This is a genomic window from Nocardioides alkalitolerans DSM 16699 (assembly GCF_000426525.1).
In the GTDB taxonomy this organism is placed as follows: domain Bacteria; phylum Actinomycetota; class Actinomycetes; order Propionibacteriales; family Nocardioidaceae; genus Nocardioides; species Nocardioides alkalitolerans.
In genome coordinates this window covers 197,307-222,796 of record NZ_AUFN01000011.1, presented here as the reverse complement: position 1 = coordinate 222,796, position 25,490 = coordinate 197,307, and the positions used below count along the sequence as shown (strand labels likewise).

The 25,490-nt window shown below is 72.5% G+C and carries 31 protein-coding genes and 1 other RNA gene; 7 read left to right on the top strand and 25 right to left on the bottom strand.

The annotated features are described in order from the left end of the window. Positions 1–70: 70 nt before the first annotated feature. The 5 genes from K329_RS25390 to K329_RS0107685 all read right to left on the bottom strand — a co-directional run bounded on the left by K329_RS25390 (position 71) and on the right by K329_RS0107685 (position 4,845). On the bottom strand, positions 71–568 hold the full coding sequence (locus tag K329_RS25390) for a MarR family winged helix-turn-helix transcriptional regulator (RefSeq protein ID WP_052336537.1): 498 nt from the start codon (positions 566–568) through the stop codon (positions 71–73). Between the two features lie 22 nt (positions 569–590). After that, positions 591–1,709, bottom strand: coding sequence for a DNA glycosylase AlkZ-like family protein (locus tag K329_RS0107700; RefSeq protein ID WP_028472584.1), 1,119 nt, complete (start codon positions 1,707–1,709; stop codon positions 591–593). Further along, on the bottom strand, positions 1,709–1,996 hold the full coding sequence (locus K329_RS0107695; protein WP_028472583.1) for a DUF1905 domain-containing protein: 288 nt from the start codon (positions 1,994–1,996) through the stop codon (positions 1,709–1,711). The genes K329_RS0107700 and K329_RS0107695 overlap by 1 nt, the downstream gene beginning before the upstream one ends. A 76-nt stretch (positions 1,997–2,072) precedes the next feature. Further along, positions 2,073–4,328 (bottom strand): catalase/peroxidase HPI, encoded by a 2,256-nt coding sequence (gene katG / locus K329_RS0107690; RefSeq protein WP_084541092.1) that lies wholly within the window; start codon positions 4,326–4,328, stop codon positions 2,073–2,075. A 58-nt stretch (positions 4,329–4,386) separates the two neighbouring features. Next, the gene (locus K329_RS0107685) at positions 4,387–4,845 is read right to left on the bottom strand and encodes a Fur family transcriptional regulator (protein ID WP_028472581.1); all 459 of its coding nucleotides are present in this window, start codon (positions 4,843–4,845) and stop codon (positions 4,387–4,389) included. A gap of 111 nt (positions 4,846–4,956) precedes the next feature. On the opposite strand from K329_RS0107685, the gene K329_RS0107680 reads away from it, so the two are divergent. Further along, a complete protein-coding gene (locus tag K329_RS0107680) occupies positions 4,957–5,340 on the top strand; it encodes a hypothetical protein (RefSeq protein ID WP_157571628.1) in 384 nt (127 codons plus the stop codon). A 103-nt stretch (positions 5,341–5,443) separates the two neighbouring features. Here K329_RS0107680 and K329_RS0107675 read toward each other — a convergent pair whose 3' ends face one another. Next, the gene (locus K329_RS0107675) at positions 5,444–6,001 is read right to left on the bottom strand and encodes a dihydrofolate reductase family protein (protein WP_028472579.1); all 558 of its coding nucleotides are present in this window, start codon (positions 5,999–6,001) and stop codon (positions 5,444–5,446) included. A gap of 322 nt (positions 6,002–6,323) precedes the next feature. Between K329_RS0107675 and K329_RS25385 the strand changes: the two genes are divergently transcribed. Beyond that, positions 6,324–7,172, top strand: a complete 849-nt coding sequence (locus K329_RS25385) for an SDR family NAD(P)-dependent oxidoreductase (protein WP_052336536.1) — start codon at positions 6,324–6,326, stop codon at positions 7,170–7,172. Next, complete coding sequence (locus K329_RS25380) at positions 7,169–7,663, top strand: VOC family protein (RefSeq protein WP_169721579.1); 495 nt, start codon at positions 7,169–7,171, stop codon at positions 7,661–7,663. Before K329_RS25385 ends, K329_RS25380 begins: the two co-directional genes overlap by 4 nt. 30 nt (positions 7,664–7,693) lie before the next feature. Here the strand turns inward: K329_RS25380 and ssrA are convergent. The 9 genes from ssrA to ftsE all read right to left on the bottom strand — a co-directional run bounded on the left by ssrA (position 7,694) and on the right by ftsE (position 15,548). Next, positions 7,694–8,064: a transfer-messenger RNA gene (gene ssrA / locus K329_RS30225) on the bottom strand. A gap of 87 nt (positions 8,065–8,151) precedes the next feature. Then, complete coding sequence (locus K329_RS0107660) at positions 8,152–8,943, bottom strand: ABC transporter ATP-binding protein (RefSeq protein ID WP_028472578.1); 792 nt, start codon at positions 8,941–8,943, stop codon at positions 8,152–8,154. After that, positions 8,936–9,985 carry a taurine ABC transporter substrate-binding protein gene (locus K329_RS25375; RefSeq protein WP_043642552.1) on the bottom strand — a complete coding sequence of 350 codons (1,050 nt, stop codon included), beginning with the start codon at positions 9,983–9,985 and terminating at the stop codon, positions 8,936–8,938. The genes K329_RS0107660 and K329_RS25375 overlap by 8 nt, the downstream gene beginning before the upstream one ends. 3 nt (positions 9,986–9,988) lie before the next feature. Then, positions 9,989–10,810, bottom strand: coding sequence for an ABC transporter permease (locus K329_RS0107650; protein ID WP_028472577.1), 822 nt, complete (start codon positions 10,808–10,810; stop codon positions 9,989–9,991). Positions 10,811–10,909: 99 nt separating this feature from the next. Next, complete coding sequence (locus tag K329_RS0107645; protein ID WP_084541090.1) at positions 10,910–11,896, bottom strand: amidohydrolase family protein; 987 nt, start codon at positions 11,894–11,896, stop codon at positions 10,910–10,912. Then, on the bottom strand, positions 11,893–12,375 hold the full coding sequence (gene smpB / locus K329_RS0107640) for an SsrA-binding protein SmpB (RefSeq protein ID WP_028472575.1): 483 nt from the start codon (positions 12,373–12,375) through the stop codon (positions 11,893–11,895). Before smpB ends, K329_RS0107645 begins: the two co-directional genes overlap by 4 nt. Before the next feature lie 89 nt (positions 12,376–12,464). Continuing rightward, on the bottom strand, positions 12,465–13,850 hold the full coding sequence (locus K329_RS0107635; RefSeq protein WP_028472574.1) for a M23 family metallopeptidase: 1,386 nt from the start codon (positions 13,848–13,850) through the stop codon (positions 12,465–12,467). A 54-nt stretch (positions 13,851–13,904) separates the two neighbouring features. After that, positions 13,905–14,825, bottom strand: a complete 921-nt coding sequence (ftsX, locus tag K329_RS0107630; protein WP_028472573.1) for a permease-like cell division protein FtsX — start codon at positions 14,823–14,825, stop codon at positions 13,905–13,907. A gap of 33 nt (positions 14,826–14,858) precedes the next feature. Beyond that, the gene (gene ftsE, locus K329_RS0107625) at positions 14,859–15,548 is read right to left on the bottom strand and encodes a cell division ATP-binding protein FtsE (RefSeq protein ID WP_028472572.1); all 690 of its coding nucleotides are present in this window, start codon (positions 15,546–15,548) and stop codon (positions 14,859–14,861) included. A gap of 50 nt (positions 15,549–15,598) precedes the next feature. On the opposite strand from ftsE, the gene K329_RS0107620 reads away from it, so the two are divergent. Continuing rightward, the gene (locus K329_RS0107620; protein WP_157571627.1) at positions 15,599–16,327 is read left to right on the top strand and encodes a hypothetical protein; all 729 of its coding nucleotides are present in this window, start codon (positions 15,599–15,601) and stop codon (positions 16,325–16,327) included. A gap of 80 nt (positions 16,328–16,407) precedes the next feature. Continuing rightward, positions 16,408–16,713 (top strand): hypothetical protein, encoded by a 306-nt coding sequence (locus K329_RS0107615; protein WP_157571626.1) that lies wholly within the window; start codon positions 16,408–16,410, stop codon positions 16,711–16,713. A 30-nt stretch (positions 16,714–16,743) separates the two neighbouring features. Here K329_RS0107615 and prfB read toward each other — a convergent pair whose 3' ends face one another. Together prfB and K329_RS0107605 are read right to left on the bottom strand one after the other, a co-directional pair. Beyond that, positions 16,744–17,862, bottom strand: a complete 1,119-nt coding sequence (prfB, locus tag K329_RS0107610) for a peptide chain release factor 2 (protein WP_028472569.1) — start codon at positions 17,860–17,862, stop codon at positions 16,744–16,746. Positions 17,863–17,910: 48 nt separating this feature from the next. Continuing rightward, positions 17,911–19,824: an alpha-amylase family protein gene (locus K329_RS0107605; protein WP_028472568.1), complete on the bottom strand. Its 1,914-nt coding sequence runs from the start codon at positions 19,822–19,824 to the stop codon at positions 17,911–17,913. A gap of 40 nt (positions 19,825–19,864) precedes the next feature. Between K329_RS0107605 and K329_RS31460 the strand changes: the two genes are divergently transcribed. After that, a complete protein-coding gene (locus tag K329_RS31460; RefSeq protein ID WP_028472567.1) occupies positions 19,865–20,284 on the top strand; it encodes a universal stress protein in 420 nt (139 codons plus the stop codon). 12 nt (positions 20,285–20,296) lie between these two features. After that, positions 20,297–20,809: a ribonuclease E activity regulator RraA gene (rraA, locus tag K329_RS0107595; protein WP_028472566.1), complete on the top strand. Its 513-nt coding sequence runs from the start codon at positions 20,297–20,299 to the stop codon at positions 20,807–20,809. 292 nt (positions 20,810–21,101) lie between these two features. Here the strand turns inward: rraA and K329_RS0107590 are convergent, their stop codons facing one another. From K329_RS0107590 to K329_RS0107555, 8 genes are all read right to left on the bottom strand, one after another. Beyond that, the gene (locus K329_RS0107590) at positions 21,102–21,566 is read right to left on the bottom strand and encodes a pilus assembly protein TadG-related protein (RefSeq protein ID WP_028472565.1); all 465 of its coding nucleotides are present in this window, start codon (positions 21,564–21,566) and stop codon (positions 21,102–21,104) included. Next, complete coding sequence (locus tag K329_RS0107585) at positions 21,563–22,036, bottom strand: hypothetical protein (RefSeq protein WP_028472564.1); 474 nt, start codon at positions 22,034–22,036, stop codon at positions 21,563–21,565. The genes K329_RS0107590 and K329_RS0107585 overlap by 4 nt, the downstream gene beginning before the upstream one ends. Beyond that, positions 22,033–22,461: a TadE family protein gene (locus K329_RS25370; RefSeq protein WP_028472563.1), complete on the bottom strand. Its 429-nt coding sequence runs from the start codon at positions 22,459–22,461 to the stop codon at positions 22,033–22,035. Before K329_RS25370 ends, K329_RS0107585 begins: the two co-directional genes overlap by 4 nt. Then, entirely contained in the window at positions 22,448–22,669 is a 222-nt protein-coding gene (locus K329_RS25365) for a hypothetical protein (protein WP_043642551.1), read from the bottom strand. Before K329_RS25365 ends, K329_RS25370 begins: the two co-directional genes overlap by 14 nt. Positions 22,670–22,727: 58 nt before the next feature. Beyond that, complete coding sequence (locus K329_RS0107570) at positions 22,728–23,669, bottom strand: type II secretion system F family protein (protein ID WP_028472562.1); 942 nt, start codon at positions 23,667–23,669, stop codon at positions 22,728–22,730. After that, positions 23,666–24,520, bottom strand: coding sequence for a type II secretion system F family protein (locus K329_RS0107565; RefSeq protein WP_028472561.1), 855 nt, complete (start codon positions 24,518–24,520; stop codon positions 23,666–23,668). The genes K329_RS0107570 and K329_RS0107565 overlap by 4 nt, the downstream gene beginning before the upstream one ends. Before the next feature lie 5 nt (positions 24,521–24,525). Beyond that, complete coding sequence (locus K329_RS25360) at positions 24,526–24,861, bottom strand: CpaF/VirB11 family protein (protein ID WP_245596478.1); 336 nt, start codon at positions 24,859–24,861, stop codon at positions 24,526–24,528. 88 nt (positions 24,862–24,949) lie between these two features. Continuing rightward, entirely contained in the window at positions 24,950–25,489 is a 540-nt protein-coding gene (locus tag K329_RS0107555) for a hypothetical protein (protein WP_028472560.1), read from the bottom strand. Between the last annotated feature and the right edge of the window lies 1 nt (position 25,490).

Sequence of the window (25,490 nt, the reverse complement as noted above, 5' to 3'; positions counted from 1 at the left end):
ACACGTCGTACGACGAGGGGCGCCGACCACGGAGGTCGGCGCCCCTCGGGCGTGCGGTGGGTGCGAGACGTCAGGCGGGCGCGCCGGTGGAGCCGCCCGGACAGGTGACGTCGACCCCCGCGCCGAACTGGCGCACGGCCTCCGTCATCCGGGGCACGTCGAGCCCGTCGAGGTGGGCGATCACGTGCCGCCGCACGCTCGCCAGGTGGGTGGGCCACGCCTCGGCGAGCCGGGCGAGGCCGGCGTCGGTGAGGATCGCGTCGGCGCCGCGACCGTCGTCGGCGGAGCGCTCGCGGCGCACCCAGCCCTGCTTCTCCAGGCGCTGCACCACGCGCGTCATGCCGCTCGGCGAGAGGGCGTGCGCGGTGGCGAGCTCGCTCATCCGCAGCTGACGGCCCGGCGCCTCGGAGAGGTACATCAGGGCGGAGTACTCGCTCATCGTGAGGTCCTCCTCCCGCCGCAGGTCGGCGTCGAGGGCCCGTGGCACGGCGACGAGGGCACGGGCGAAGACCCGGAAGAACTCGTCGTGCTCGGCCGAGAGCGGCTCGACGGGCGGAAGGACGGACATGTCGTCCAGGATACTTGCTTGATCAACTAATTGTCACGACGGGCAGGTCGAGCCAACGACCGAGGTCGGCGATCTCGCGGTCGACGGCCGCCCGGACCGACGCCGGGAACGGCTCGTCCTCGTGGACGGCGGCGACCCGCAGCTCGCCCTCGGCCCGGTCGGCGGTGACGTCGACCTTGCCGACCAGCCGGTCGCCGTGCAGGACCGGCAGGGCGTAGTAGCCCCAGCGCCGGGCGGCGGCGGGCTTGTACATCTCGAGCACGTAGTCGAACTCGAAGAGGTCGACCATCCGTTTCCGGTCGTGCAGCAGCCGGTCGAACGGCGAGAGCAGCGCCGTACGCCCCGCGAACGCGTCGTCGGAGAGGCCGTCGAGCAGCGAGGGGTCGACCCGCCACCGGCCGCGGACCCCCTCGACGACGGCCTCCTCCCCCACCGGGTGGCCCTCCAGGGGCTCGACCGTCGACGCCGGGCCCGTCGCGCGGGCGATGCCGAGCGAGCCCAGCCGGCGCTCGTCGCGCCGTACCCGCGCCTCCTCGAGCCCGGGGCCGGGGTCGTCCGGGTAGACGCGGTCGGCGAGGTCCCACAGCGGGTCGCGGCCGCGTCGACCGGCCACCGCGACCTCGCCGCGGGCGACCAGGAGGTCGAGCATCATGCGCACGTTGCGGCCCGCGTTCCAGCCCGAGGAGCGCCAGGGCCGCACGCAGGTGTCGGGCAGGTCCCGCACGGTCAGGGGCCCGTCGCCGCGCAGCCGGGCGAGGAGGTCGCGCCGGCACGCGTCGTTGTCGGCGACCCAGCCGGCCTGCGCCTCGCGCCAGGCCGGGCGCTCGCCGTCGCGGCCGGGCCAGGCCGCCATCTCCGCCCGGTAGAGGGCGACGTCCTCGGCCGGTCGGAGGGTCTGGCGCAGCTCGACCAGCCGCAGCTCGTCGGCGAGGTCCCGCAGCTCCTGGGGGTCGTACGACGAGCCGATCCGGCTCCAGAGCACGAGGTCGGCGCTCGGCGCGACCGCGGCCGTCGGCTCGACCTGCAGCAGCGAGAGGCGTCGTACGGTCTCGAGCACGTCGGTGGGGCGCTCGGCCGTCAACGCCTGGGCGCGCAGCGCGAGGCGCCGGGCGTCGGCACGACTCAGCCGGTGGGTGACCATCAGACGTCGATGTCGAGCCGCAGCCGCACCTCGTCGTCGAGGCCGAACCCCTCGGCCTTCCGCACCCTGTCCTTGAGCGGTACGACGTACCCGCCCTCGCGCGGCCACAGCGAGGTCGTCCAGCGGGTCGCGCCGATGGTGACGGCGACCGGGATCATGCCCCAGCCGTAGGTGATCGCGCCGGCAACGGCCTCGATCTCGGCGCACTCGTCGGGCGGCACGGCGACGAAGTGGAACGGGGCGGGCCCACGCCACTCGAACACGGGGCCGGAGAACTCGAGCTCCATCGGTCGAGCATAAGGCGGTACGACGACGGCCGGGCCACCTCGCGGGGACCCGGCCGTCGTGCGTCGTGCGTGGGGCTCAGACCAGGTCGAACCGGTCGAGCTCCATGACCTTCGTCCAGGCTGCGACGAAGTCGTGCACGAACTTCTCCTTCGCGTCGTCGGAGGCGTAGACCTCGGCGACGGCGCGCAGCTCGGAGTTCGAGCCGAAGACGAGGTCGGCGCGGCTGCCGGTCCAGCGGACCTCGCCGGCGTCGTCGCGCGCCTCGAACGTCTCCTCGCGGTCGTCGACCGCGTGCCACTCGGTGCCGAGGTCGAGCAGGTTGACGAAGAAGTCGTTCGTCAGCGTGCCCGGCGCGTCGGTGAGGACGCCGAGGGACGACCCGTCGTAGTTGGCGCCGAGCACCCGCAGACCACCGACGAGCACGGTGAGCTCGGGAGCGGTCAGGCTGAGCAGGTTGGCCTTGTCGACGAGCAGGTACTCCGCCGGGAGGCGGCTGCCCTTGCCCGCGTAGTTGCGGAACCCGTCGGCGGTCGGCTCGAGGTAGGAGAACGACTGCACGTCGGTCTGCTCCGCCGTGGCGTCGGTGCGCCCCGGCGTGAACGGCACCTCGAGGTCGTGACCGGCCTCCTTCGCCGCGTGCTCGACGGCCGCGGAGCCGGCCAGCACGATGAGGTCGGCGAGCGAGACCTGCTTGTCGCCGGCGTTCGCGTTGAAGTTGTCGCGGATCTCCTCGAGCACCCGCAGCACCGACGCGAGCTTGTCGGGGTTGTTGACCTCCCAGCCGCTCTGCGGCTCGAGGCGCAGGCGGGCACCGTTCGCGCCGCCGCGCTTGTCGCTGCTGCGGAACGTCGAGGCCGAGGCCCACGCCGTCGTCACCAGGTCGGCCGTGCTGAGGCCCGAGCTGAGCACCTGGCTCTTGAGCACCGCGACGTCCTCGCCGTCGATGGCCTCGTACGTCGCCGCCGGCACCGGGTCCTGCCAGAGCAGCACCTCGGAGGGCACCTCGGGGCCGAGGTAGCGCTGGATCGGGCCCATGTCACGGTGCGTGAGCTTGAACCAGGCGCGGGCGAACGCGTCGGCGAACGCGTCCGGCTCGTCCTTGAAGCGGCGCGAGATCTCCTCGTAGACCGGGTCGAACCGGAGCGCGAGGTCGGTCGTCAGCATCCGCGGCTCGCGGCGGCCGTCGCCGTGCGCGTCGGGCACCATGTCGGCGCCCGCACCGTTCTTCGGACGCCACTGGTTGGCACCGGCGGGGCTCTGGAACAGCTCCCACTCGTAGGCGAAGAGGATGTGGAAGAACTCGTTGTCCCACCGGGTCGGGTGGTAGGTCCACGTGACCTCGAGGCCGCTGGTGACGGTGTCGGCGCCGTGGCCGTCGCCGTACCCGTTCTTCCAGCCGAAGCCCTGGTTCTCGATCGGCGAGGCCTCCGGGTCGGCACCGAGCTTGTCGTCCTGGTGGGCGCCGTGGGTCTTGCCGAAGGTGTGGCCACCGGCGATGAGCGCGACGGTCTCCTCGTCGTTCATCGCCATGCGGCCGAACGTCTCGCGGATGTCGCGGGCGGCGGCGACCGGGTCGGGCTGGCCCTCGGGACCCTCGGGGTTGACGTAGATGAGACCCATCGTGGTCGCACCGAGGGGCTTCTCGAGCTCGCGGTCGCCCGAGTAGCGCTGGTCGGTGCCGAGCCACTCGGTCTCGGGGCCCCAGTAGACGTCGTCGTCCGGCTCCCAGACGTCGGCGCGGCCGCCGGCGAAGCCGAAGGTCTCGAAGCCCATCGTCTCGAGCGCGACGTTGCCCGTGAGGATCATCAGGTCGGCCCACGAGAGCGCCTGGCCGTACTTCTTCTTGACCGGCCAGATGAGGCGGCGGGCCTTGTCGAGGTTGACGTTGTCGGGCCAGCTGTTGAGCGGGGCGAACCGCTGCATGCCGGCGCCCGCGCCACCGCGACCGTCGAACACCCGGTAGGTGCCGGCGCTGTGCCACGCCATGCGGATCATGAAGGGGGCGTAGTTGCCGAAGTCGGCGGGCCACCAGGGCTGCGAGGTCGTGAGCACCTCGGCGATGTCCTGCTTCACCGCGGCGAGGTCGAGCGTGCTGAACGCGGCCGCGTAGTCGAAGTCGTCGCCCAGCGGGTTCTTCGCCGGCGCGTGCTTCGCGAGGATGTCGACGTTGAGCTTGTTCGGCCACCAGACGCGGTTGGGCTCACCCTGCGTGGGGTGCGGCAGCTGGCTGCCGTGGGCCACCGGGCAGCCGGAGGCCTCGCCGGGCGCCGGGACCGGGTCGTCGGTGGTGATCTGACCGTGCTCGTTGCCGGGGAGAGGCTCGGTGGTCATCTGTTTCCTTCCGTGGGGGCGGGTGAGGGCGTACGGAGTGGAGGCGTGGGGCCGACCGTCAGGCGGTCGGGGCGAGGGGCGCGGCGTCGGCCTCGGCCGCGCGGGCGCAGGCCGGGCACGTGCCCCAGTAGATGACCTCGGCCTCCTCGATGAGGAAGCCGCCGTCGTCGGAGGCGGTGAGGCAGGGGGCGTGGCCCACGGCGCAGTCGACGTCCGCCACCGCACCGCAGGAGCGGCACACCACGTGGTGGTGGTTGTCGCCCACGCGCGCCTCGTAGCGGGCCAGCGAGCCCGCGGGCTGGATGCGACGGATCAGCCCGGCGGTCGTCAACGCACCCAGGCAGTCGTAGACCGCCTGGTGGGAGACCGTCGGCAGCGCGACGCGGACGGCGCCGATGATCGTGTCGGTGTCGGCGTGGGGGTTCGCGTGCACCGCACCGAGGACGGCGACCCGCGGCCCCGTGACGCGGAGCGCGGCGGAGCGCAGCATCTGGGGGAAGTCGGTCGGCGTGGACATGGGTCCCACTGTGCTCCCTTTTCTGGAACTAGTCAAGAAAGGGGAGGGTGGTCGACGAGCGGCACTACGTGCGCCGTCGTACGCTCCCGGCATGCGGAGGCCGACGGAGTCGTGAGTGCACGGATGCTGGTGCTCGGCCTCGAGCCGGGCGGCTTCCACCTGTCCGGCAACGACTTCCGTCGACGCGTCCGCGAGCGGTGGCCGGACGCCGACGTACAGCACCAGCCGCAGCACGACACGGCCGATCTCACCGCACACCTCGCTCCTCCTGGCGGGAGGTCGTGGAGCATCGACCACGCCCGCGACGGCGAGCTCCTGAGCACCGACGGCGACCGGCGGCAGGTCGACGAGTTCGTCGCGTGGGTCTGCTCCTGGTTGACGCCCGACCAGGCAGCCTTCCTGATGGACGACGGCGCCCATGCGGTCGTGCGTCTCCGCCCCGGGATGACCGCCACCGAGGCGCGGGCCGAGATGGGCCCGCCTCCCTGGGCATAGCGGGCCAGTACGGCAGACCAGCGGACCGTCCCGCTGGAGTGTGTGTCATCAGTGCCACCTGATGACACCGATCACCCGCACTCGGCTGCTCCGCGCTCTCTGATCAGCGCGCCCGGTAGCGCGCGTAGAGCAGGCCGCTGGCGAAGACCCGCTGGTCGACCAGGTCGAGGTCGAGGCGGACGCCGTCGGGGAAGAACCGCGTGCCGCCGCCGACGACGCTCGTGGTGACGAACAGGTGGTACTCGTCGACCAGGCCCGCCGCGATCGCCTGCGCCGCGAGGTGGGGACCGTCGACGGAGAGGTCGTGCTCCGACTCCGCCTTCAGGCGGCGCACCGCCTCGGGGTCGAAGGTCCGCTCGATCCGCGTCCGCGCGCTCGACGGCGCCTCCAGCGTGGTGGAGTAGACGACCTTGTCGGCCGCCTTCCAGTCGCGGGCGTAGTCCAGGATGTGCGGCGGCACGTCGGGCCCGGCGTCGACGGTCTCCCAGAAGACCATCGTCTCGTACATCCGCCGCCCGTAGAGGAACGTGCGGACGTCGCGGAAGAGGTCGCCGATGAAGGTGTGCACCTCCTCGTCCTCCGCGCCCCGGCCGAGGTCGCCCTCCGCCGCCACGGCGTAGCCGTCGAGCGAGGTGATCATCGAGTAGACGAGCTGGGCCACGGTGGGCCTCCTTCGGTACGGCGCGCCCGGTCGGGCGCCACCCGGGGGTGTTGACCTCGGCGCGGCCCGCGACTCATCGCCGGCGGCGTCGACCAGCACCGGCGGCGGCGAACGCGCGCCGTACGGGAGGCCGAGGCCCCTCCGGGCGCCGGATCGCCGCTGTCCGTGCTGCTCGCCCTCCCATCACCCGGGCGGATCGGCAGCATCACCGGATCCGACTTCCGTCGCGCGTCGACACCCCCCACGGTGGGCGGATGGCCTCGAAGCATCGACCCGCGACGGTCCTCCCCCCTCACGCAGTCGCCGAGCCCGGGGGCACACCGTGAAGGAGCTCGACGGGCGCGTCGCCGTCATCACCGGGGCCGCGAGCGGCATCGGGCGCGCGCTCGCGGACGAGTGCGCGGCCCGGGGGATGCGGGTCGTCGTCGCCGATGTCGACGGCGCTCGCATCGAGGAGGTCGCGACCGAGCTGCGCTCGCGCGGCGCCCAGGTCGTCGGCGTACCCACCGACGTCACCGACCCGGCCCAGGTGGAGCGGCTCGCGGATCGCACGTCCTCCGAGTTCGGCGACCCGCAGCTGCTCTGCCTGAACGCCGGCGTCGCCGCGGGCGGGGTGGCGTGGGAGCTCGACGAACGGGCGTGGCGCTGGGTGATCGACGTCAACCTGTGGGGGTTGATCCACGGGGTCCGCGCGTTCCTGCCCCGGATGGTCGACGAGGAGGAGGGACACGTCCTCGTCACCGCCTCGATCGGCGGCCTGATCGGCTCGCCCGGCATGGGGGCGTACTCGGCGTCGAAGCACGCCGCGATCGGGCTGGCGGAGTCGCTGCGGGAGGACCTCCGGCTCGCCGGCTCGGCCGTGGGCGTGACCGTGCTCTGCCCGGGTTTCACCCGCACGCGCATGAACGACTCGGCGCGCAGCTGGCCCGACGCCCTCGGCGCTCCGCCCGACGGCGGCCTCGCGCCCGGGCACCCCCGGCTGAGGGAGGCCTTCCTGGCGCGGATGACCGACGCGGCGGAGCCGGTCGACGTGGCGGCCGCTGCCCTGCAGGCGGTACAGGCTCGCGAGTTCTGGGCCGTGACGGACCGGGAGATCGGCCCCCGGCTGGCTGCCCATCTGGCTCCCGTGCTCCACGGTCCGCCCTGCCCCGAGGGTGCGGAGCCGTGGTGACGGGCGGCGCGGACGGCGGCGCCGAGACCGCCCCGATGCTCTCGTGGGACCACGTCGCCCTCTCGGTCGGCGATCTCGAGGCAGCCCGGGACTGGTGGTGCCACGCGCTGGACCTCGAGCCCGAGTACCACCTGGCGCCGCCGGACACCGACCTGCGCGGCACGATGCTCCTGCACTCCTCCGGGTTCCGCGTCGAGCTCCTCCATCGCCCGGGTGCAGCCGCCGGGCCGTCGTACGCCGGGCCCCTCGAGGCCGCCGGGGTGCTCGGGCTCGGTCACGTCTGTCTCCGTGCCGACGACGTGGCCGCGGCGTACGACGTGCTCGTCGGGCGCGGCGCCGTACCCCGGAAGCCACCGAGCGCCTCGCCGGCGCGGCCCGGGGCCCTCAACGCGTTCGTGAGCGATCCGGACGGGAACCTGATCGAGATCCTCGACCGCCCCCGCACCGACGTCGCTCGCGGGCCCACCACGCACGAACGACCGCACCCCTGAGGGTGCGGCCGTTCGAATCAAGAGGCTGTCAGGTGGAGCTGGCGGGAATCGAACCCGCGTCCTCGAGCGCAGAACCAGGTCTTCTCCGGGTGCAGTTCGTGAGATCGCTTTTCTCGGCCCCGAGGCTTGCACGAACACATCCTCGACAGGCTCAGTCAGGAAAAAGTCCCGCTCACCCCTCCTGACGGAAGGTGAGCAGCAAGTCTCCTAGATGACGTCAGGCTCCGAGCCGGAGACGGATACTCGGTCTGACGCTTCGGTCACCGCTCAGGCGGCGAGAGCGAAGTCACTGCGCTTGTTGTCGGCAGTTATTGGTTTCCAACGATCGTTTACGAGATGACGTTGGCTTCTCGACCCGCTTCCCCTGGGACGTACGTCCCCAGTCGAAACCGATCAGCCCCTCTTGAGTTGTGAAGCAACGGCGAACCGCTGTCGACCACTCTACCGCGCACGCCTGACAACCTCGACCGGATAGTCGGCCTCCGTCGTCACCCGGCCACCACCGGCTCGACGTGCTGGATCGCCGAGCGCACCCGCGCGGCGAGCTCCGTGAACTCCGGCAGGGCGCGCAGCTCCTCGGGCGGCACCTCGTGGCTCGCGGTCGAGAACCGGGCCGGCTCGTCGAGCACGATCCGGCCCGGTCGCGGGCTCATCACCAGCACCCGGGACCCCAGGAACACGGCCTCGTCGACGCTGTGGGTGATGAAGAGGATGGTCTTGCCCGTCTCGCGCCAGATGGTGAGCAGCTCGTTCTGCAGCCGCTCCCGCGTCAGCGCGTCGAGGGCGCCGAACGGCTCGTCCATCAGCACGATGTCGGGGTCGTTCGCCAGCACCCGTGCGATCTGGGCCCGCTGCTGCATACCGCCCGACAGCTCGTAGGGGCGCAGCCCCGCGACGTCCTGCAGGCCGACCAGCTCGAGGAACCGCTCCGCCGTACGGCGCCGCTCGACCTTCGCCGAGCCCCGCAGCCGCGGTCCGAGCTCGACGTTGCCGCGCACGTCGAGCCAGGGGTAGAGCGTCGGCTGCTGGAATACCACGCCCCGCTCGACGCCCGGGGCGCGGACGGGCTCGCCGCCCACCGTGATCGAGCCGCCCGACGGCAGCCCGAAACCGGCGAGGAGGCGCAGCAGGGTGGTCTTGCCGCAGCCCGACGGCCCGGCGAGGGTGACGAGCTCGCCCGGTTCGATGGTCAGGTCGATCGGGCCGAGGGCGTGCACCTCGCCGCCGCGGGCCCGGAAGCACTGCTCCAGGCCCGCGACGACGACGGTCCGGTCACTCATCGGCGGCTGCCTGGGCGGGGCCCGCGTTGACGCCGTCGGCGTAGACCGACTCGTCGGCGACGGCGGCGATCCCGTCCTGGCTCAGCAGGAACTCTGCGGTCGCGAAGAGGTCGGTGCCCAGCTTGCCGCCGAGGTAGTCGGGGCCGACCTGGTCGCTCGCCCGCAGGAACACGAAGCCCTCGAACTGGGCCAGCGCCTCCTCGGTCGTGACGCCGACCTCAACGGCCACGGACTCGGCGGCCTTCTCGGGGTCGTCGAGGATCTGCTCGACGGCGTGGTCCTGCGCGCGGGCCCAGGCCTCGAGCACGGCCGGGTTGTCGTCGACGAACGCCGAGTCGGCGATCGCGAGGTCGAAGGTGGGCTTGCCGGCGTCGGCGGTGTCCTCGCTCGTGAGGATCACCTCGCCGCCGTCGGCGACCAGCTCGCTCAGCGTCGGGTCCCAGACCCAGGCCGCGTCGACGTCCCCACGGCCCCACGCCGGCGCGATCTGCTCGGGCTCGGCGTTGACGAGGTCGTAGTCGGCCGGGTCCTGGCCGGCATCGGCGATCGCCTGGAGCAGGGAGAAGTGGGCGGTGGAGCCGAACGGGGTGGCGATCGTCTTGCCGACGAGGCCGGCGATGTCGGTGGCCTCGCCCTCGCGGACGACCAGCGACTCCGCCGCGCCGATCACGTCGTGCACCCAGATGACCTCGACGGGCAGGTCGAGCGGCGCCGACAGCGCGCGGGTCGCGGGCGAGCTGCCGACGAGCCCGATGTCGAGGCTCGAGCCACCGAACGCCTGGACCACGTCGCCGCCGGACGGGAAGTTCGTCCACTCGATCGTCGCGTTGGGCAGGCAGTCCTCGAGGATGCCCTGGTCCTTCACGACCACGTCGCCGTTCGGGATCTTCTGGTAGCCGATCCGCACGGTCGTGGTGACCGACTCGTCGGCCTCCCAGGGGCAGTCCGAGGCGGCGCCCTCGGTCTCGCCGCCGCCGACGCAGCTGCTGAGCAGGAGCGGGGCGGCGAGCGCGAGGGCGAGGGTGGGGACGGTCTTCTTCATGGCTCAGGCCTTTCCTCGCCACGGGGCGAGCTGTTTCTCGAGGATGCGGAGGACGGTGTCGAGGGCGATCGCGGTCAGGCCGATGACGAGGATGCAGGCCACCGAGAGCGCGATCTTGTTCTGCGTGCCCGAGAGGTAGGCGAGGCCGCCGATGCCCGGCAGGCCGTTGGCGAGCTCGGCGGCGACGACGGTGGTCCAGGCGAACCCGACGGCCACCCGGAGGCCCGAGAGGATGTCGGGCACCGTCGCCGGCGCGAGCACGTGGGTGAGGGTCTGGCGCTTCGTCGCCCCGAGCGAGAGCGCCGCGTTGAGGTGGTCCTCCTTCACGCCGCGCACGCCGTTGAGCGTGGCGAGCGTGATCGGCGGGAACGCCGCCAGCACGAGCAGCCAGACCTTCGAGGTGTCGTAGAACCCGAACCAGGCGATGAGGAAGCCGATGTAGGCCAGCGGCGGGATCGAGCGGAGGAAGTCGACGTACGGCCCGACCACCCGCCCGAACCCGCGGAACAGCCCCATCGTGAGCCCGAGCGGCACGGCGACGACGAGCGCGATCGCCAGCCCGAGGCCGATCCGGCGCAGGCTGACGACGAGGTGCTCCCAGAGGAAGTAGTTCTCCTCGCCCCGCACGACGCGGTCCACACCGCCACCGATCGGGTGGTAGGTGTTCGCGCGCACGAACGCCTCCCAGACCTCCAGCGGGCTGGGGGTCAGGTACGCCGGCTTCACGACGTCGCTGGCGGAGACGAGCGACCACGCGGTCAGCACGACGGCGAGGGTCACGACGTGCGGGAGCGCGCGTCGTACGGAGGGGAGCACCGGGGTCACGTCGGGTGAATCTAGTGACTCGGTCTACTTAACCGAGCTCCGTCTCACGGAACGGTGGGACGGGGTCCGGGCGCCACGCCGGAGGTGGTACGGCGGGCGTCAGGCGGGCCCGACCCCGAAGAGCCGCGCCGCGTTGCCCCAGCAGACCTCGCGCAGCCAGTCGTCGTCGAAGACGCTCCGCCGCTCGCGCAGCGCCTCGAGCACCTCGAGCTGGTGGGCGTAGCGGTAGGGGATGTTCGGGAAGTCCGAGCCGTAGAGCACCTTGTGACCCACCGCGGCGAACCGGTCTAGCAGCGCCTCGGGGTAGGTGCCGTCGCCGTGCACGTGGCCCGCACCGTCACCCGCACCGCCGTGGGCCACGTCGGCGAACGCCGAGGTCGTCTCGCCGAAGAACCGCGTGAATGCCATCGTCGTGTCGAGGTGCACCCGCTCGTAGGTCTCGGCCATGGCGAGGAACTCGTCGTACTCGGGCGCCCCCAGGTGGGCCATCACGAGCGTGAGGCGCGGGTGGCGGGCGAGCACCTCGGCCACCGGCCCGGGCCCCGTGAACTCCGTCGGCACCGGCCCCGAACCGGCGTGGAGCACGATCGGCGTGCCGGACTCCTCCAGCACGTCCCACACCGGCTCCAGCAGCGGGTCGCGTACGTCGTACGCCCCCACCTGCACGTGCAGCTTGAAGACCTGGACCCCGGCGGCGACGCGCGCCTCGACGTACGACGCCGCCCCGACCTCGGGGTAGAACGTGCCGCTGACGAGGCAGCCCGGGGTGCGGGCCGCGAAGCCGGCGGCCCACTCGTTGAGGAACTCCGCCATGCCCGGCTTGTGCGGGTAGGGCAGCGCGGTGAAGCGACGGACGCCGAACGAGCGCAGCAGGTCGACGTTCGTCTCGTCGTCGTTCAGGTAGCGGATCGGCCACTCCCGGCCGACGAGCGGGCCCGCGGACGCGAACACCGCGCGCACCTTCTCGGTGACGCGCGGTGGCAGGAAGTGCGTGTGCACGTCGAAGAGGCCGGGGATGCCCAGGCGCCCGATCGTCGCGAGGTGGCGCTCCCGCTGCTCGTCGTCGCCGCCGAGCAGGTCGGTCACACCTGGTCCATGCCCTTGAGCTGGCGACCCAGCGCCTGCTGCTTCTCGCGGTTGAACTGGCGCTCGGCCAGCGAGTGGCGCTTGTCGTAGGACTTCTTGCCCTTCGCCAGCGCGATCTCGACCTTCGCGCGGCCGTCGGTGAAGTAGAGCGACAGCGGGATGATCGTGTAGCCCTTGTTGGCCGTCTTGGCGGCGATCTTGTCGATCTCGGCGCGGTGGAGCAGCAGCTTGCGCTTGCGGCGGGCGGCGTGGTTGGTCCAGGTGCCCTGCGCGTACTCCGGGATGTGGACGGCGTGCAGCCACATCTCGTCGTGCTCGATGTCGACGAAGCCGTCGACGAGGTTGGCCCGGCCGGCTCGCAGCGCCTTCACCTCGGTGCCCTGGAGGACCATGCCGGCCTCGAAGGTGTCCTCGATCGTGTAGTCGTGCCGCGCCTTGCGGTTCTGCGCGATGAGCTTGCGCCCCTGCTCCTTGGCCATTCGTCCATCCTCTCAAGAGAGCGCAAGGGGATTGACCACGCCGCCCGAGGGCGTCGTGCGCGGGCCCCTCCGGACGCGGCGCTCCAGGCTCAGAAGTAGTTCATCGGGTTGGTCGGCGAGCCGTTCTTGTAGACCGTGAAGTGCAGGTGGCAGCCGGTCGACCAGCCGGTGGTGCCGACGTACCCGACGAGCTGACCGCGGCGCACGTTCTGGCCGACGCTGACGACGTAGCGCGTCGCGTGGTTGTAGATCGACGCGACGCCGGCCCCGTTGATGTAGCCGTTGTCGATGACGAGGCGGTTGCCCCAGGCCGACTGGAAGTACTTCTCGACGACCTGGCCGTCGGCGGTGGCGTACATCGGGGTGCCGCAGGCGGCGCCGAAGTCCGTGCCGTCGTGCAGGGAGTAGTAGCCGTAGATCGGGTGGACGCGCATGCCGTACGGCGAGGTGACGCGACCGGCGACCGGATAGCTGAGGGCGCCGCTGGAGTTGCTGGAGCCGCCACCGCCGCCGCTCGAGCCGCCGCCACCGGAGGAGCCACCCCCGCCGGAGGAGGAGCCACCGCCGTTGTTGCGGGCCGCCTCCTCGCGGGCGCGCTGCGCGGCCGCCTCCCGGGCCGCCGCAGCGGCCGCGGCTGCCGCCGCGCGCTCGCGCAGCACCCGGCCGAGACGGGCGTCCTCGGCCTCGAGCTCGTTGAGCGTGGCCTGGTCGGCGGCCCGGGCCGCGGCGGCGTCGGCCTCGACCGCCTGGTGGGCGGTGACGAGCTGGGCGACCTCGGCCTCCGCGGCCTCGGCCTCCGCCTCGAGGGTGCGCATGCGCTCCAGGTTGGCGGCGGCCTCGGCGCGCTCGGCGGCGACCAGATCGGTCGCCTCCTGCACGGCGCCCTCGCGCACCTCGAGCATGACCTCGGCGGCGCGCAGGTCGTCGTACACCCGCGCCTCGGTGTCGACGACGGTGTCGTGGGCGGTCTGCAGGCGGGTCAGGTCGGCGAGGTCCTCGGCGCCGAGGATGGCGCCGAGCGCCTGGAGGTCGGCGTCGCCCACCATCGAGCGCTCGACGATCTGGCGGCCGACGCGGGTGCGCTGCGCCTGCACGCCCTGGCGGCCCTCCTCGAGCTCGGCCTGCGCGGCGGCCAGCTGGGCCTCCGCGACGTCGAGCCGCTCCTGCATCTCGACGTCGAACGCCTGCGCCTCGGCCAGCTCGGCGCGCGCGGTGGAGACGCGGGCCTGGGCGGCGGACAGCTGGGCGGTCGACTCACGGAGCCGGATGGTGGCCGCTCGGAGCGTGGCGCTGGACTCGTCGAGGTCGTTGTGGGCCCCGTCGATCTGGCCCTGGACCTCGCTGCGCCGCTCCTGCAGCTCGTCGTCCTCGTCGTCGGCGTAGGCGAAGGGGACGACGGCAGCACCGGACGACAGCACGACGACGGAGACCATCGCGGCGAGCCGACGGCGGGACAGCGCGGGGAAGATGCGCACAGGGGAGCCTCAGGTGTTCGGGGAAGTGAACGAGTCGAAGGTAGACCAGTCGGGTCAGACTTTGAGGTATTTGCGCGTGAGCACGAGTGTCGGCAGCAGCGTGAGCAGCGGGCCGAGCAGTGCGATCGCCCCCAGCGCCACGCCGAAGTCGCCGAGACCCACCCACGGCATGAACTTCAGCTCGTCGGCCGCCTGGTCGTGGATCACGAACCGGAGCAGCGCCGCGAGCGCGCCGCCGGCGAGCAGCACGCCGAGCAGCGCCGTGACCAGGGCCTCGAGGAGGAACGGCAGCGCGATGTAGAGGGTCGAGGCACCCACGAGCCGCATGATGCCGATCTCGCGGCGTCGGGCGAAGGCGGCCAGGCGGATGGTGTTGCCGACCAGCAGGAGCGCGGCGAGCACGAGGAACCCGGCCACGCCGAGCGCGCCCCACTGGGCCGCGTCGAGCACGTCGAAGACCGGCTCGAGCAGCTCGCGCTGGTCGCGGATGAGCTTGACCCCGTCCAGCGTCGCGACGGCGCTCTCCACCCCCTCGGAGCGCTCCGGGTCGACGAGGGAGATCCAGATCGAGTCGTTGAAGTCCTCGACCGTGACCGCGGCGTCCTCGCCCTCGAGCAGACGGGTGTCGCCCTGGGCCTCGCTCACCGCGAGGGTCTTGTCGAAGGCGTCCTGCTTCGACTCGGTGCGCAGGCCGGAGACCTCGGGGTTCTCCTCGATCGCGTTCATGATGTCGCCGCGCTGCGCGTCGGTGACGGCGCCGTTGCAGCGCCCCACGTCGGTCTCGTTGCAGAGGTAGACGGTGATCTCGACCTGGCTGCCGAACTGCTCGTCGGCGATGGCGGCCTGCTGGTTGAGCAGCACGCCGGTGCCCACGAGGGAGAGCGAGACGAAGAGGGTCAGCACGACCGCGAGGTGCATCGAGATGTTGCGACGCAGGCCCTGGGCGAGCTCGGTGAAGACGTAACGCAGCTGCATGAGGTGGGTCTGCTCCTGGATCGGGGGAAGTGCTCAGTTCTGGAAGCCGTAGACGCCCTGCGCCTGGTCGCGCAGCATGTGGCCGTTCTCCAGCTCCACGACGCGCTTGCGCATCTGGTCGACGATGCTGTTGTCGTGCGTCGACATGACGACGGTCGTGCCGGTGCGGTTGATCCGGTCGAGCAGCTTCATGATGCCGACCGACGTGGTCGGGTCGAGGTTTCCGGTCGGCTCGTCGGCCAGCAGGATCTTGGGGCGGTTCACGAACGCCCGGGCGATCGCCACGCGCTGCTGCTCGCCGCCCGACAGCTCGTCGGGCATCCGGTCGGCCTTGCCGTCGAGGCCCACGAGGTCGAGCGTCTGCGGCACCAGCTCCATGATCTGGGCGCGGGGCTTGCCGATCACCTGGAGCGCGAACGCGACGTTCTCGTGCACCGTCTTGTTGGGCAGGAGCCGGAAGTCCTGGAACACGGTGCCGATCTCGCGACGCAGGCGCGGCACCTTCCAGGTGGCGAGGCGGTTGAGCTCGCGGCCCGCGACGTACACGCGGCCCGCGGTCGACCGGTGCTCGCGGAGCACGAGGCGGAGGAAGGTGGACTTGCCCGAACCGGAGGAGCCGACCAGGAAGACGAACTCGCCCTTCTCGATGTCGACACTGATGTCGTCGAGCGCGGGGCGGCCCTGGCCGGGGTAGGTCACGGAGACCTTCTCGAAGCGGATCACCGAAGGGAGCGTAGTCGAGCCGCCCAGCCCGTTTGTCCTAGGTTGTGGGTGTGTTCCCCCACCATCGACGCGCCCGTGCGGCCGTGCGGGCCGCGGTCCTGGTCCCCGCGCTGGTCATCGGCCTGGCGGCCTGCGACGGCGGCGGCGAGGCCGAGCCCGACCCGGCGCCCACCTCCGCCGCGCCCACTCCCCTGGCCGACATCGACACCACGACGTTCACCGTCGGCCGGGTCTCGTTCTGCGACGCCGTGCCGGAGGACGCGACCGCCGACGTGCTCGGGGGCGAGGTCGGCGAGGCGGCGCCGTACGAGAACGGGAGTGTCGCCGAGGTGGCCCCCGGGGTCGAGGACCGCGTGCACGAGACGGGCTGCCGCTGGTACGGCGAGGGCGACGCCGCCGCACTGACGACCCCGCTCGCCTCCGCCTGGGTCTTCGCGCCGCCGGTCACGCCGGAGCAGGCCGAGCAGTACGCCGCGGCCGCCGTCGGCGAGGGCTGCCGGGCCGTCGAGGGCCAGCCGGCGTACGGCGCCGCGACCGTCGCCACCGTCTGCCGCACCCCGGTGCCGGGCACGGAGACGACACCGGAGGCCGTGGTGACCGAGGTGGCGTTCCGCGGACTGTTCGGCGACGCCTGGCTCACCTGCGCCCTGCGCGCCCCCACCGCGGGCGGGCCGTCCGATGCCGCACCGCCCACCGACGACGAGCTGTTCGAGCGCGCGGGCGTCTGGTGCGGCCAGGTTGCGCTCGCCGGTGCGGTGGAGCCCGAGACGACCGGCTGAGGCACGGCCGGGCGGACGCCACGAGCGAGGGTGCGGGCGTTGTCGGCGCGCGGCCGTACTGTCGTCACAGTGATGCGACGATGAGCAAGATGGACGGCCTGCGCGCCATGCGCGAGGCACGCTACGACGCGGCCGAGAAGCGGGGCGCCGCTGCGGCGAGCGCCCGGACGGCCCCGACCGAGAAGCCGGCGGCGAAGACCCCGGCGAAGAAGAAGCCCGCTCCCGCCCCGAGCGCCGACGAGACGCTCGAGGGCACCGCGGTCGCCGTCGACGCCGACGCGTCAGCGGTCGTGGACAGCGACGACCTCTGCGGCCACCGCGCGATCAGCGGGCGCACCTGCACCCGCGAGAAGGGCCACGCGGCCAAGAGCCACCGCTACGCCTGACGGCGCGGGCAGCGGCGAAGGCCGGAGCGACTAGTTCGCCTCGGCCTTCTCCGCGCCCCGGCGCCAGCGGATGCCGGCCTCGAGGAACGCGTCGATGTCGCCGTCGAACACCGACGACGGGTTGCCCGACTCGTAGGTCGTGCGCAGGTCCTTCACGACCTGGTACGGGTTCAGCACGTAGTTGCGCATCTGGTCGCCCCACGACGCCTGGACGTCGCCGCGCAGCCCGTCGAGGTGGGCCTTCTCCTCGGCCTTCTTCAGCGCGAGCAGCTTGGCCTTGAGCACGACCATCGCGCTGGCCTTGTTCTGCAGCTGGCTCTTCTCGTTCTGGCAGCTGACGACCGTGCCGGTCGGGATGTGCGTGAGGCGCACCGCGGAGTCGGTGGTGTTGACCGACTGGCCGCCCGGGCCGCCGGAGCGGTAGACGTCGGTGCGGATCTCCTCGTCCGGGATGTCGATCTCGTCGGTCTGCTCGAGCACCGGCACGACCTCGACGGCGGCGAAGCTCGTCTGGCGGCGGCCCTGGTTGTCGAACGGGCTGATGCGCACGAGGCGGTGGGTGCCGGCCTCGACCGACAGCGTGCCGTAGGCGTACGGCGCGTGGATCGCGAAGGTGGCGGACTTGAGGCCGGCCTCCTCGGCGTACGAGGTGTCGAAGACCTCGACGGGGTACTTGTTGCGCTCGGCCCAGCGCACGTACATGCGCATCAGCATCTCGGCGAAGTCGGCGGCGTCGACGCCACCGGCGCCGGCGCGGATGGTCACGAGGGCCTCGCGGGCGTCGTACTCGCCCGAGAGCAGCGTGCGCACCTCGAGGTTCTCGACGGCCTTCTTCAGGCGGTTGAGCTCCGTCTCGGCCTCGGCCATCGAGTCGGCGTCGCCCTCCTCGGTGCCGAGCTCGACGAGCACGCCGAGGTCGTCGATGCGCTCGCGCAGTCCGTCGAAGCGCTCGAGCTCGCCCTGCAGCGCCGAGAGACGACCGGTGACGCGCTGGGCGTTGGCCTGGTCGTCCCAGAGGTCGGGGGCGGCCACCTGCTCGCCGAGGTCGACGACCTCCGCGCGCATGGCGTCGACGTCGAGCACCTGCTCGATGGTGCGCATCGTCGCGCTGAGGTGCTTGATCTCTTGGTCGAAGTCCGGGCCAGCCACAAACGACGATGCTACGTCAGCGCGAAACCGGCCCGGCATCCCCGCCCGTCAGCGCAGCGGCCCGTCGACCAGCCACCACGCGGCGTACGCCGGCACCAGCACGATCCCGTCGTCGCCCCAGGTGACGGCGTGGCCGCCGAGGGCGTCGTACGGCGCGTGGAGGCCGAGCGCCGCCAGCCGCTCGGCGGGCAGCGGGCGGGGGCGGTCGGTGACGTTGTAGACGCCGACCACGACCCCGGCGGCGGGGCTGCGCAGGGTGACGAGGAGGCCGTCGTCGACGCCGTCGACCACGGTCGGGGAGGTGGCGGCGTGCAGCTGCGGGAGCGTACGGCGCACGCGGGCCAGGTGGGCCAGCGCGGCGAACGCGCGCCCGGGCACGGTGGAGAGGTCGTCGCGCCGCGCCAGGCGGGCGGGGTCGAGGCGGGGGCGGTGGGCCCACCGGTTGTCGCCCTCGTGGCCGGGCTCGTCGGCCCAGTCGGGGTCGTTGGGCTGCGCCAGCTCGTCGCCGCTCCAGATCACGGGGATCCCGCCCCAGCCGGCGACGACGGCGTGGGCGAGGAAGAAGCGGGCGAGGGCGGCGTCGACCGCACCCGCGTCGCCGGAGGCCTCCGCGGCGGCGAGGCCGGTGAGGGCGGCCGCCGTACCGCTGATGCGCTTGTCGCCGGTGGCGGGGTTGTGCTGGAAGACGAGTCCCGCGGCCCAGGAGCCGGGATGGTCGCCGGCGTACCAGTCCGAGAGGAACGCACGGTGGGCCGCGCCGTCGAGGCCGACGGCGGGGGCGTCGCGGTCGTCGATCGCCCAGCCGATGTCGTCGTGGCAGCGGGCGTAGGTGATCCAGGTGGCGGTGGGCGGCGTCGGCGGCAGCCCGCCGAGCACCTGGCGGGCGAGCGCGGTCTCGCCGGAGGCGAGCATCGACCAGACCTGCACCATCAGCGTGTTGTGGTAGGCGAGGTCGCTGACCTTGCCGGCGTGGGCGCCGGTGCCGAGGTAGGGCATGAGGTCGCGCGGGCTGACGATCGCCTCGGCCTTGAACAGCACGCCGGGGCAGGCGATCCGGGCGACGGCGCGCAGCGCCTGGGTGAGCGGGTGCACCTCGGGCTGGTTCTGGCAGGTGGTGCCGAGCCGCTTCCAGAGGAACGCGATGGCGTCGAGGCGCAGCACCTCGACGCCGAGGTTCGCGAGGTGGCAGACGATCTCGGCGAACTCGACGAGCACGTCGGGGTTCGACCAGTCGAGATCCCACTGCCAGGTGTTGAAGGTGGTCCACACCCAGGCGTCGAGGTCGGGGTCGTGGGTGAAGCTGCCGGGCGCGAAGTCGGGGAAGACCTCGGGCACGGTCTCCTCGTAGGCGTCGGGCAGCTCGCGGTCGGCGAAGACGTGGAAGTAGCGGCGGTAGCGTTCCTCCCCCGCCCGGGCACGCTCGGCCCACTCGTGCTCGCGGGCCACGTGGTTGAGCACGAGGTCGAGCACCAGGCTGATGCCCCGGCCCCGCAGGCGCCGGGTGAGCTCGCGCAGGTCGTCGGTGGTGCCGAGGTCGGCGCGCACGGTGCGGTAGTCGGCCACGGCGTACCCGCCGTCGCTGTCCCCCGGTCGCGGCGTCAGCAGCGGCATGAGGTGGAGGTAGCCGACGCCGAGGGCCTCGAGGTGGTCGACCCGCTCCCCCACCGCGGCGAGATTGCCGCCGAGGTCGGCCGCGAACCGCTCGGCGTACGCCGCGTAGCCGGTCAGGCCGGGCTGCTGGAACCAGTCCGGCTGGAGCAGTCGCCGCTCGTCGAGCTCGTGGAGGTCGTCGTCGCGCTCGGCGTACGCCGCGGAGGCCACGTCGAGCAGCCGCTGGGTCGTGGCGGCGGCCACCTCGGGCGGGAACACGGCCTCGAGACCGGCGACGAGGTCGGGGCCGTAGCGCGCCACCCGCAGGTCGAGCGTGCGGCGGCGGTGGGGCGGGAGAGCCGGGGTCGACATGGGTGCATTCAACCCTGGCTCGAGAGTGGAGGATGACCCCGTGAACGCTTCTCCTTCGGTCGCTCCGACCGTCGCCGTGCTCCACGCCGCCACACGCGAGGGCGAGGCCGCCCTCGCCGCCGCCGTCGAGGAGGCGCAGCACCGCTCGCTCCCGCTCGTCGTCGTGGCCACCTCGACGGGGTCCCCCGACGACCGCGTCACCGCGGTCGAGGAGGAGGTGCTCACCGGCCGCCTGGCGGAGGTGCTGCCCGCCGACCTCGACTGGCGGCTCGACCTCGTCGCGCCCGGCAGCGACCCCACCGACAGCGTGGTGGAGCACCTCGAGTCGCTGACACCGCGTCTGGTCATCGTCGGCTCGCGCCGCCGCAGCACGATCGGCAAGATGATCCTCGGACGATCGGTCCAGCGTCTCCTGCTCGAGGTCTCCGCCCAGATCCTCGTCGTCAAGCCCGCCCGCTGAGAGGACCCACCCATGAGCACCCCCACCTTCGACGCCGACGCCTTCGTCGCCGGCACCCTCACCACCTCGGACCTCGTCGACGCGCTCGTCGACGCCGAGGTCGAGGTGCGCTCCTGCGAGACGCAGTTCAATCAGTACGGCGCCCGCCCCCGCTTCACGGGCCCCGTGCGCACGGTGCGCTGCGACCGCGACAACGGCCTGGTCAAGAAGACGCTCAACAGCCCCGGTGAGGGCGCGGTGCTCGTCGTCGACGGCGGCGCGTCCCTGTATTCAGCGCTGATGGGCGACATGATCGCCGAGGCCGCCGTGGCGAACGGCTGGGCCGGCGTCATCATCAACGGCCCGGTGCGCGACGTGCGCGCCATCGCCTCGCTCGAGCTGGGCGTGAAGGCGCTGGGCTCGAACCCCCGCAAGAGCGCCAAGGACGCCGCCGGCGAGACCGACGTGCCCGTCACCTTCGGAGGCGTCACGTTCACCCCGGGCGACGTCGTGTGGAGCGACGAGGACGGGATCGTCGTCGTCTGAGGCACGCTCCACCCCTCTACGGGCGGGTAGTCCCTGACGTAGTGGTCGTTGCTGCGGCCGAGGAACGACCACATCGTCAGGGACTACCTGGCCGTCCGGTCGGGCCCGGGGCACGGACGTCATACGAATCGAGGCCCGGGAGCCCCCGTCGGTATGACGTCCGGTCGGGCCGCGTTGATCGGCCGCTCTCCCGCTCCGACGACGTCATCCGGTCCGAGCTCCCGGGGCGTCAGTTCGGATGACGTCCCGGATGACCTGAGGCGCCGCCGCACCCGTCGCCCGCGGTCACCCCCTAGGGGCTGAGCTGCACCGCCGCACTGCCGGTCGCGGCGATCGTGGCCTCCTCGGGCCCGCCGGGCAGGGTCAGCGGCAGGTCGAGCGGCGCCGAGATCCGGACCTCGACCGACCCGCCGTCAACGCTGGCGTCGTACCCGAGCCCGGGGTAGCGCCGAAAGGCCCCCACCTCGAGCAGGTACGACGCGACCGCCGCCTCGGCGACCCGCTCGGTCTGGATGGCGCGGTCGTCGTCGCGGAACCCGCCGGTGTAGGCCTCGCCGCCCGTGGCGCCCGCGTCCGCGCCGGCGAGGGCGGCGCCGTCGGCGAGCGTGGCGAGCCCCTGGCGCTGGAGGTAGGCGGCAGAGGCGTCGACCACGACCGCGAGCATCATGAAGAGCACGCCGGCGAAGCCGATGATCATCAGCGTCGTCTGGCCGCGCTGGTCCCGCGCTCCCCCGGTGACGCCGTGTCGGGCGGTCACTCCGCCTCCCGGAACTGGCCGAACGGCACCGCGTGGCTGGCCTCGAGGGCGAAGGTCGGGGTGCCGCCGCCCAGCACCTCGGGCATGAACGGCAGCGCGACGGACGAGTCGACGACCACCGTGATGACGGCCCCGGGCGCGCGACAGGCGTCGGGTCCCGTCGCCCGACCACCGCCGTCGGCGGGCGCCGAGCAGCTGATGTCGACGTCGACCGGCTCATCGATGCCCTGGTCGGTGAAGGCCCGGGTCGCGGCAGCGTCGGCGGCGGCCTGGCCGCTGACGTGGTCATCGGCGAGCGCGTAGGCGCGGGCGGCGGTCCGGGCGGCGGCCGTGACCGCGAAGGCACCGCGCTGCACCTCGAACACCGCCAGCACGATGTAGACGACGGGCACCAGCAGGATGATCCCGAGCCACGTCAGCTCGATCACGGCGCTGCCCCGCTGGTCGCGGCGCCGGTGCGCGGGCCTCACGGCGACTCCTCCACCGCGTGGCCCCGGGCGGTCAGCCGGATCCCCGGCCCACCCAGGCCGAACGCCGGCACCTCAGCCTCGACCGTCACGCGCACCCCGGGGCGCCCGTCGACGACGTACTCCTCGACCCGCACACCCTCGGCGAACCGGTTCGCGACGGCGTTGGCGATCTCCTTGCGGGTGCGGTCCTCACCGTCGGCGAGGTCGCGGTCGTACGCCGCCGCCTCCCGGGCTCCCTCGGACGCCGCCGAGGTCAACGTGTTGCGCACGTGCAGCACCAGCGCCACCTGGACGATCCCGGCGAACAGCGGCAGCAGCACCACGAGCACCAGCACGAAGTCGACGACGGCCGACCCGCGCTGGTCGCGGCGGGCTGGGGTGCGACGGGCGGTGCGGCGAGGGCGGCGCCGCTCAGCCCAGGCCACTGACCGATCCGAGCGCGCGCGACAGCATCGCGTTGAGCTCGGGCCCGGCGAAGGTCCAGATGGCGTAGACGAGGCCCGCGGTCATGACCGTGACCATGACCCACCCCGGCACGTCGCCGCGCTGGGCGCTGCGGCGGCCCTCGGCGGAGGGTGGCAGGAGCAGGGCGCGGCAGCGGAGCAGGAGGGTGAGGAATCCCGAGACGGACATGGTCACTCCTTGTTTCTGGTGGGTGGGTTCTGGTGGGGGTGCGGACGGACGTGTCGACTCATGGCGCCACCAGCCGGAGGCCGATGATGCCGGGGTAGAAGGCGAAGAGGATGGTCACGGGGAGCACCAGGAACACGACCGGCACCATCATGAAGACCTCCTTGCGGGCGGCGGTCTCGATGAGCTCGCGGCGCCCCGCGTCGCGGACGTCGGCGGCCTGGGCGTGCAGCACGTCGGCCAGCGGGGTGCCCCGCTCGATGGCGACGGCGACGCCCGAGGCGAAACGCGCCACCAGCGGGAGGCCGGTGGTGGCGGCCATCCGGTCGAAGGCGTCGCTCACGGGCTCGCCCGTGCGGACGGCGGCGAGCACTCCTTCGAGGTCGCGCGACAGCTCGCCGCGGCTGCGTCGTACGACGCGGTCCAGCGCCGCGACCGGGCCCTCGCCGGCTGCAACGGAGAGCGCCAGCAGCTCGGCGACGATCGGGAACTCCTCGATGATGCGACGCTCCCGCTTCTTCACCTGCGACGTCAGGTGGTTGTCGCGGTAGAGCACTCCACCGGCGAAAGCCACGAGGCAGAAGACGAACGCACCGACCGCGGCGCCCGGCTCGGCGAGGGTCCGCAGCACGCCCCAGGCAGCGGCGACCGCGAAGGCGGCGAGGCCCCAGACGACCTGCTCGACGCGGAAGTCGTGGACGGTCCGGTCGAGACCGGCGCGGTCGAGACGGCGCCGGACCGAGGCCGAGCCGCCCAGGACCCGCTCGATGCCGTCGGCGGTCCGGCGGAGCAGCGGCCCGAAGACGCCGGCTGCCGCCGATGCCGGACTGACCGTCGGCGTCCGCGCCGGGGCGGCGCCCGGCACGCGGGGCACGTCACGGACGTACGGGAGCACCCGCCCACCCAGGGCCGGCCGCTGGATCGCCCGCACCCGCAGCAGCACGAGGAGCAGCCCGGCCCCCACGAGGGAGCCGAGCAGCGCGCCGACCAGGGCGGGCGTCATCCGAGGATCCGCCGTTCGGTGGGCAGCCGGCCGATCCGCATCATCAGGCGGTAGGACACGACGCAGATCGCGGCGCCGACCACCAGGATCAGCGTGCCCGTCGGCGAGGCGTAGCGCCGGATCACGTCGCCCTGGAACGACATCATCAGCAGCACCATCCAGGGTGCGGCCACCGCGAGGCGGGCGCCGTTGACCGTCCAGGCCTGCCGCGACTCCATCTCCGAGCGCAGCCGCGCGTCGTCGCGCAGGTAGCCCGAGAGGTTGCGCAGCAGCCGCCCGAGCTCGCCGCCGCCGACCTCGCGCGCGATCCGCAGGCCCTCCACGACACGGTCGCCCACGGGGTCGGCGAGACGCTCCTTCAGCCGGTCGAGGCAGTCGGAGAACCGGCCGGTGACCTGGTAGTCCAGCGCGAACGCGTCGAACGCGGGCCGCAGCGGCTCAGGACCACGGACCGCGAGTCCGGCCAGCGCATCCGGCAGCGAGAGGCCCGCGCGCACCGCGGACGCGAGGTTGTCGACCGCGTCAGGCCAGACATCGGCGAACTCGCGCTGACGCCGGCGGGCACGGGCCGAGACCACCGCGAGCGGCAAGTAGGCGGCCATGAGCCCGAACACGAGGGCGATCGGCGCCGTACGCGACACGACCTGCATCAGGAGCGCGGCCGCCGCTCCGAGCACGACGCACAGGAGGACGAGGCTCGTCGCGGAGACGTGCGCCATCCCGGCCCGGGCGAGTATCAGGGTGATCCGGCCGGGCTCCCGGTCGACGACCTTCGGCGTCCGCGGCACGAAGAACGCGGACCACACCAGCAGCAGACCGAGCCCCAGCCCCAGCCCGACGAGCGCCCCCACGCTCCTCAGCCCGCCTGCAGGATGCGGTGGATGTCGATGCCGATGCGCTCGAACGCCTCCGTACGGGGCGGCATCCCGTGCGTACGGCGCAGCTCGGCGCCCTGCCGCACGAACAGCGGCTCGACCTCGATGATGTCGTTCTCGACCCGTCCGGGGACGCCGACGATCTCGTTCACCCGGCGCACGCCGCGGGAGTCGATGCCTAGGTGGACGACGATGTCGACCGAGCTCGCGACCGTCGGCACGACGAACTTCGACGACACGTTCTCGCCGGCGAGCAGCGGCAGCATGCACATCTTCACGAGCGCCTCGCGGGCGCTGTTGGCGTGGAGCGTGCACATGCCCGGCAGCCCCGACTTACCAAATGACAAGGCGCTGCGACATGAGACCACTCATGACGGGACCGAGCCGCGGTACCGGCCGGTCCCGCTACGACTTGGGTGGGAGGTCGGCGATCTTTGTGTGAGCGAGCCACAGCCGATTTAGGGCCATGAGGACACACATCACAAGATGCACAAACAGAAACGTGAGCACGGCGGCCCAGGCTGACCCCAACGGTTCGGCCGTCTTGCCCGGCGCGGCGGGAGCCTGAGTACTAGAGGCGATCACCATCGATGTAGTCAGGCCGAGGCCGACCAAGACAGACCAGCTCACGTTCGCGAAGAGCTCCCGCACGTCCGCGATGAGCGAGTCGTAGGGAGAGAGTCGCTCGTCTCGACGGACGCGGATGAAGAGCGTAAAGACGTTGCCGACCATCCCGAACAGCAGTGCCGTGAACACGCTGATCCCGCCCAACAACTTCGACACGTCGTACAGCTTCAGGTGAAAAACGACCGCCGCAACCGCGACAACGAGGGGTATGCCTAGGAGCCCGAGGTAGTCGCGGAACCGCCACTTGCCAGTGGTCGCGTCCCGGAGGGTGTCGAAGTGCGCTGAAACGATGTCGCTGACGCCCCACTTAGCGCTCATC